The following is a 4,629-nucleotide window of genomic DNA, read 5'->3' as shown; positions in this document are numbered from 1 at the left end:
CACAATGACTACAACTTTAGTAACAAAAATCCTTCGTTTAATTCCACTGCGGAATTAGTAGAGGAAATGCAATCTGTATTGCAAGGAAAACCATCAGAAATGATGCAATCTGCAATATGGAATGGTGGATTTTACTTGTGGAATTGTGGCGTTTGTCCAGATATGCACTCAGGTATAACCGAAACTAAAAACTTGCTTACTAACGGACAAGCGGCGAAAAAACTCCAAGAAATCCGCGATGCTGTGGCGTCTTTTCAGTTAGTACACCAAGTCTGATATTTCTGGGAGATTAATGATTAATTGAATCTGGATAACACTATATCTATTACTGCACTTATCCTGGCTGGGGGTAAAAGTTCTCGGATGGGACAGGATAAAGCACTGATGCTTTGGAATGGCACACTCATACTTGAGCGAGTTTGTCAAGTAGCAGCTGAGTGTTGTCAGCAAGTTAACATCCTGACTCCTTGGCCCGATCGCTATCAAGCTATTGTGAATAAAAAGTATAAATTTTTACAAGAATCTCGCCCAGGTGAGGGCCCCCTGGTGGGATTGGCTGAGGGACTGGCAGAAATTACGGCTGACTGGATATTACTACTAGCTTGCGATTTGCCTTTGCTAGAGCCAGAAATTCTCCAAAATTGGGTAAGCCAATTATCTCATATACCCCTTCATATTTTAGCTGTCGTACCGCGACGGGCTAATCTTTGGGAACCTTTATGCGCCTTCTACCGCCGCGAAGCTTTACCAGATTTGCATAAATTTATACAAAAAGGCGAACGTTCTTTTCAAGCTTGGCTCAAAGAAATACCCGTACAAGCTATCCCAGTGGGGGAGAAAGAGGCGCGTATGCTGTGGAATTGTAACACTCCCACAGATCTGCAACAAGTAGTTGACTTATATTAGACTAGATTACTCGCTTCCCGCCTAGAGAACACCTGTGAGGGAGCAGAAGGGAATAAAAGTCACAAAAAATATTATAATTCAGAAGAAATTAATCACAAATGCGGTACAATTGACTACCTAAAAAAATACATCTATTATCTGCGTTTATCTGTCTTAATCTGCGGGAAAAATTTCCCCCTATATTCCCACAAACAATATTTTCGCATCTGCCAGCAAATTATCGATTAATGGCGGTAGAAAAGCCTAAAATATCAGAAAGTTTTAGCGTCAAATCTGCTCGGCAGTTCATCGTAACGACGCACTTCTAAAAGGCGATTTCTTTCATCTACCATGACAACTTTAGGGTTGTAATTTTTTAGCTCTTCCGGTGTGAATTGTCCGTAGGTCATGATGATGATGCGATCGCCCTGCATTCCCAGTCGCGCCGCAGCGCCATTGAGTTCAATTGCACCTGAATGGGCAGGTGCAGCGATCGCATAAGTGATAAACCTTTCTCCATTGGCAATATTGACAACTTGCACCTGTTCGTAAGGTAATATCCCCGCAGCGTCCAACAGGGCTTTATCTATACTGATACTCCCCATATAGTTGAGGTTGGATGCCGTGATGGTGCAACTGTGTATTTTGGCTAAAAGGAGCGATCGCTGCATGATTAGGGCGTTGGGGCTAGGGACTGGGGGCTAGAGAGAGTATTTCCAACCCCGAAAAGCTCATATGTTATTCAAGTCTGAATTCCGACTTTTCAGCTACCAGCTTTAATGCACTTTTCGACCAAAGGCGCTACGCGATCGACATCTTGCCAACCCAAAATTTCGACAGACTTCTTCTCTAGATTTTTGTAAGTTTTGAAGAATTCCGCAATTTCTTGCAGGCGGTGCGGCGGGACATCTTGAAGAGACTGAACTTTGGCGTAGCGAGGGTCTTTATCCGGTACGCAGAGAATTTTCTCATCGCGATCGCCTCCGTCGATCATCTCTAGCATCCCGATCGGTCGTGCGGCAATCACACATCCCGGAAAGGTTGGCTCATCCATCATCACCATCCCATCGAGGGGATCGCCATCATCGGCGAGAGTATTGGGCACAAAACCGTAGTCATAGGGGTACTGGACAGAAGAGTATAGCACCCGGTCTAAAGCAAAAGCTTGGAGTTCTTTATCGTACTCGTACTTGTTCTTGCTACCGGCGGTTATCTCAATCAAAACGTTAATCAGACCCGGTTTGGGTTGGGCAGGTATGCGGGATAAGTCCACAGTGGAACTCCTAAGTTTACAGCAAATACGGGGTGAAGCGAACTACACATTTAACGAGTCTCGACAACCCCCGTGTAGCATTCTAGGGGAATATCGGCCACCAAGTCTTCCGTGGGTGCAATTAGTATTAGCGATGGGCAATGTCCACCGTAGCTTCTGGGTTCGCCAGACCGGTACAGACGGCAAATTTACCGTCTGTAAAGTTTTGTGGTGCAGCTTTTGCGTGAGAAAAGTTTAATTCTAGATGCCGTAAAATTAATTGGGCATCTAGGTTTTTACAGTCAAAGCTGTCCCTGAAACGTGGTATCCTTTTCAATCATTCCCTCTGGTTTGGTAGCGGATAGGTTATCTGTTGCAAAACTTCAACCTGGTTTGAAGAGTAGTGAGCTATCACAAAGAGGGGCAACGTCAGGGTTAGCAAAGCTATGACTGTACCCACAATATCTGCCATCCTTGGCGACGGTCGGTCAGGAGAGTTGGCAGCCTGGTCACTTGAGTTCATAAAAGAAGATGCTTTAACTGAATTGTTAACCAATTCAGTTGGAATTACAAACAAGGCGTGGGGCTAATTTAGTCCCACACTTACAATTTTAACAATAGCTTTTCGGGATACTGTTTCCTAGAAAACAATCTCAATGTAAACCTCTCTAAAGATAGAGATCCACGCAGCCAAATTTGCCTGGATCTCTGGTATAGTAAGTATTTTTACACAAACAAAAGCTCAACTAGCGGCCTGCGTAGGCACTCATCGGTTCTTTGATGAAGCGAATGTAAAGATGCCGGAAGGTGGACTGGATCACCCGTGGCAAACCGAAGTCGATCGCTACCAGGGCTTCCGGTAGTTTCCAGTCATTAACCTGGATATCCGCCGGACGTAAGTGAGGAAAGTCGATCGCTGCCAATTCGGGACAAAGCCCCAAGCGCATCGAAGCGGCAGCTGTTGGCACTAAGCTGGGGTCAACGTTGAGGATTTCTAGGATAGCGCGATCGAGCGCAAACACATCCCGCGATGCCGCTAAAAGGCCCAAATACCGAGGTTCTCCACCGCTGGGGCCGTTACCTTCGTGACCGATAATACCATCTAAGATAGTTAAGTCGGGATCGATCGCCCGCGCTGTTTCCACCAACATTTCCCCAAAGCGGTTGGCATCTTTACCTGCTTCCATATGCCACCACGCCTTCATTTTGCCGGGGACGCAACCAAACAGGTTTTTGACGCCCATCGTCATGGTTAGTTGGACGTGAGATTTCAGTTTGGGCAGGTTAATTACCACATCGGCATCCATTGCCTCTTTGGATAGCAGCAGGTGGTTAAATTGCGTACTGACAGTCTCGTACCTCTGTCCGTGGAATTCGACGATCGGCAAATTCAGTTCGTCAATCAGAGGTAAATAACCGTTAGCCTTTGCTACTCCCATCGCACTGCCGAAAGCGGGGCCATCCCCCAAAAAAGGCTTGCCACCGACTGCTTGTACCATTTGTGCAACGCAGTAAACCAGTTCGGGGCGAGTGACGCACTCTTTGGTAGGGCGCGAACCTGTGAGTAAATTAGGTTTGAGCAAAACGCGATCGCCCGGTTTGACAAACGAGGTTATTCCCCCCAGCGGTTCCAGCAGAGTTTCTAGAGACGATCGCAAGGAACGCAGGTCGTAAGAAGTAGCCTGGATCAAACTAACAGCTGGTGGCATTTTCTCGATCTCTCCAAAGTTATATTTTATACAAGCACGCTTACCGTCCGCTGCGAGTCAATGCGGTGACGCGCTCGGAATTGGGAAAAACACCTTCACCTTCAAGTTGAGACAGGGGAGGCTTAATCTCTACTTTGATCACTTCGGCTGTACGGATAACAACGGTTTGATCTCGCAGATGCAGAGTAAATAAAGGTTTTTCTAACACGCTCTGCATTTGTTGCTGGAATTCTTCTGGCGACACAGGGATATTAAAGGCTTCTGTCTGACCGTGGATGTAGTGAAAAGTCAGCTGAGTATAGCCAGGGGGAATGGACATGGTAAAAATCTCCTGATTGATTGTCACTGACAGACTGCTTGAATTGCAGTAGCTGCTAAGGGCTATAGCGCCGCTTTACTCATCTTGACAGAACCCATCCCAATCAGCAAGATTTCTAGACCGTGTTTCCCGTTAATTCATCGGCTCCCGATTAATAATTGGATAAATAACATCTTCTCTTCTTACGTTCCAGAAAATTTAGGAGTTGGCTGTTAAACTCAAAAATTTGCTTATTAATTATATCCACCCGCAAGTTTTTATTTTCCTGACAACCCACGCGATCGCACATTAACTGCTCAGCTGCTACGCTTACATACAAACGTTCATTTTCAAATTCTTCATTTTTTATGACATGATTTTCTTCTTCAATTTCTTGTTCCACGATTAAGACATTTTTATAGAGATTGCCAACAATCTGTTGGCCTTCTTTGGTAACTTCTAAATGATGCAGTGCTGCTTGGATG

At 45.5% G+C, this 4,629-nt stretch carries 7 protein-coding genes and 2 pseudogenes; 3 read left to right on the top strand and 6 right to left on the bottom strand.

All coding sequences use genetic code 11. From position 1 onward, the window contains the following. Positions 1-276, top strand: a pseudogene (locus H6S82_RS19345) (hypothetical protein); the annotation flags it as partial. Positions 277-300: 24 nt separating this feature from the next. Continuing rightward, a complete protein-coding gene (locus tag H6S82_RS19340; protein ID WP_255512258.1) occupies positions 301-906 on the top strand; it encodes a molybdenum cofactor guanylyltransferase in 606 nt (201 codons plus the stop codon). A 251-nt stretch (positions 907-1,157) separates the two neighbouring features. On the opposite strand, the gene panD is transcribed toward H6S82_RS19340, so the two are convergent. The 3 genes from panD to H6S82_RS19325 form a co-directional block, all read right to left on the bottom strand. Next, a complete protein-coding gene (gene panD / locus H6S82_RS19335; protein ID WP_190467284.1) occupies positions 1,158-1,556 on the bottom strand; it encodes an aspartate 1-decarboxylase in 399 nt (132 codons plus the stop codon). A 92-nt stretch (positions 1,557-1,648) separates the two neighbouring features. Continuing rightward, entirely contained in the window at positions 1,649-2,158 is a 510-nt protein-coding gene (locus H6S82_RS19330; protein WP_190467286.1) for an inorganic diphosphatase, read from the bottom strand. 127 nt (positions 2,159-2,285) lie between these two features. Then, entirely contained in the window at positions 2,286-2,474 is a 189-nt protein-coding gene (locus H6S82_RS19325; protein ID WP_190467287.1) for a hypothetical protein, read from the bottom strand. 109 nt (positions 2,475-2,583) lie between these two features. On the opposite strand from H6S82_RS19325, the gene H6S82_RS19320 reads away from it, so the two are divergent. After that, positions 2,584-2,727 (top strand): hypothetical protein, encoded by a 144-nt coding sequence (locus tag H6S82_RS19320; RefSeq protein WP_190467289.1) that lies wholly within the window; start codon positions 2,584-2,586, stop codon positions 2,725-2,727. 156 nt (positions 2,728-2,883) lie between these two features. Here H6S82_RS19320 and H6S82_RS19315 read toward each other — a convergent pair whose 3' ends face one another. From H6S82_RS19315 to H6S82_RS19305, 3 genes and pseudogenes are all read right to left on the bottom strand, one after another. After that, positions 2,884-3,846 carry a DUF362 domain-containing protein gene (locus H6S82_RS19315; protein ID WP_190467291.1) on the bottom strand — a complete coding sequence of 321 codons (963 nt, stop codon included), beginning with the start codon at positions 3,844-3,846 and terminating at the stop codon, positions 2,884-2,886. A 40-nt stretch (positions 3,847-3,886) separates the two neighbouring features. Then, positions 3,887-4,165: a hypothetical protein gene (locus H6S82_RS19310; RefSeq protein WP_190467293.1), complete on the bottom strand. Its 279-nt coding sequence runs from the start codon at positions 4,163-4,165 to the stop codon at positions 3,887-3,889. 151 nt (positions 4,166-4,316) lie between these two features. Further along, positions 4,317-4,629 (bottom strand): annotated as a pseudogene (locus H6S82_RS19305) (hypothetical protein); the annotation flags it as partial.

Origin of the sequence: Planktothrix sp. FACHB-1355, from assembly GCF_014748295.1 — a bacterium.
Taxonomy (GTDB): domain Bacteria; phylum Cyanobacteriota; class Cyanobacteriia; order Cyanobacteriales; family Aerosakkonemataceae; genus Aerosakkonema; species Aerosakkonema funiforme_A.
This window is presented reverse-complemented; position numbering and strand designations above follow the sequence as displayed.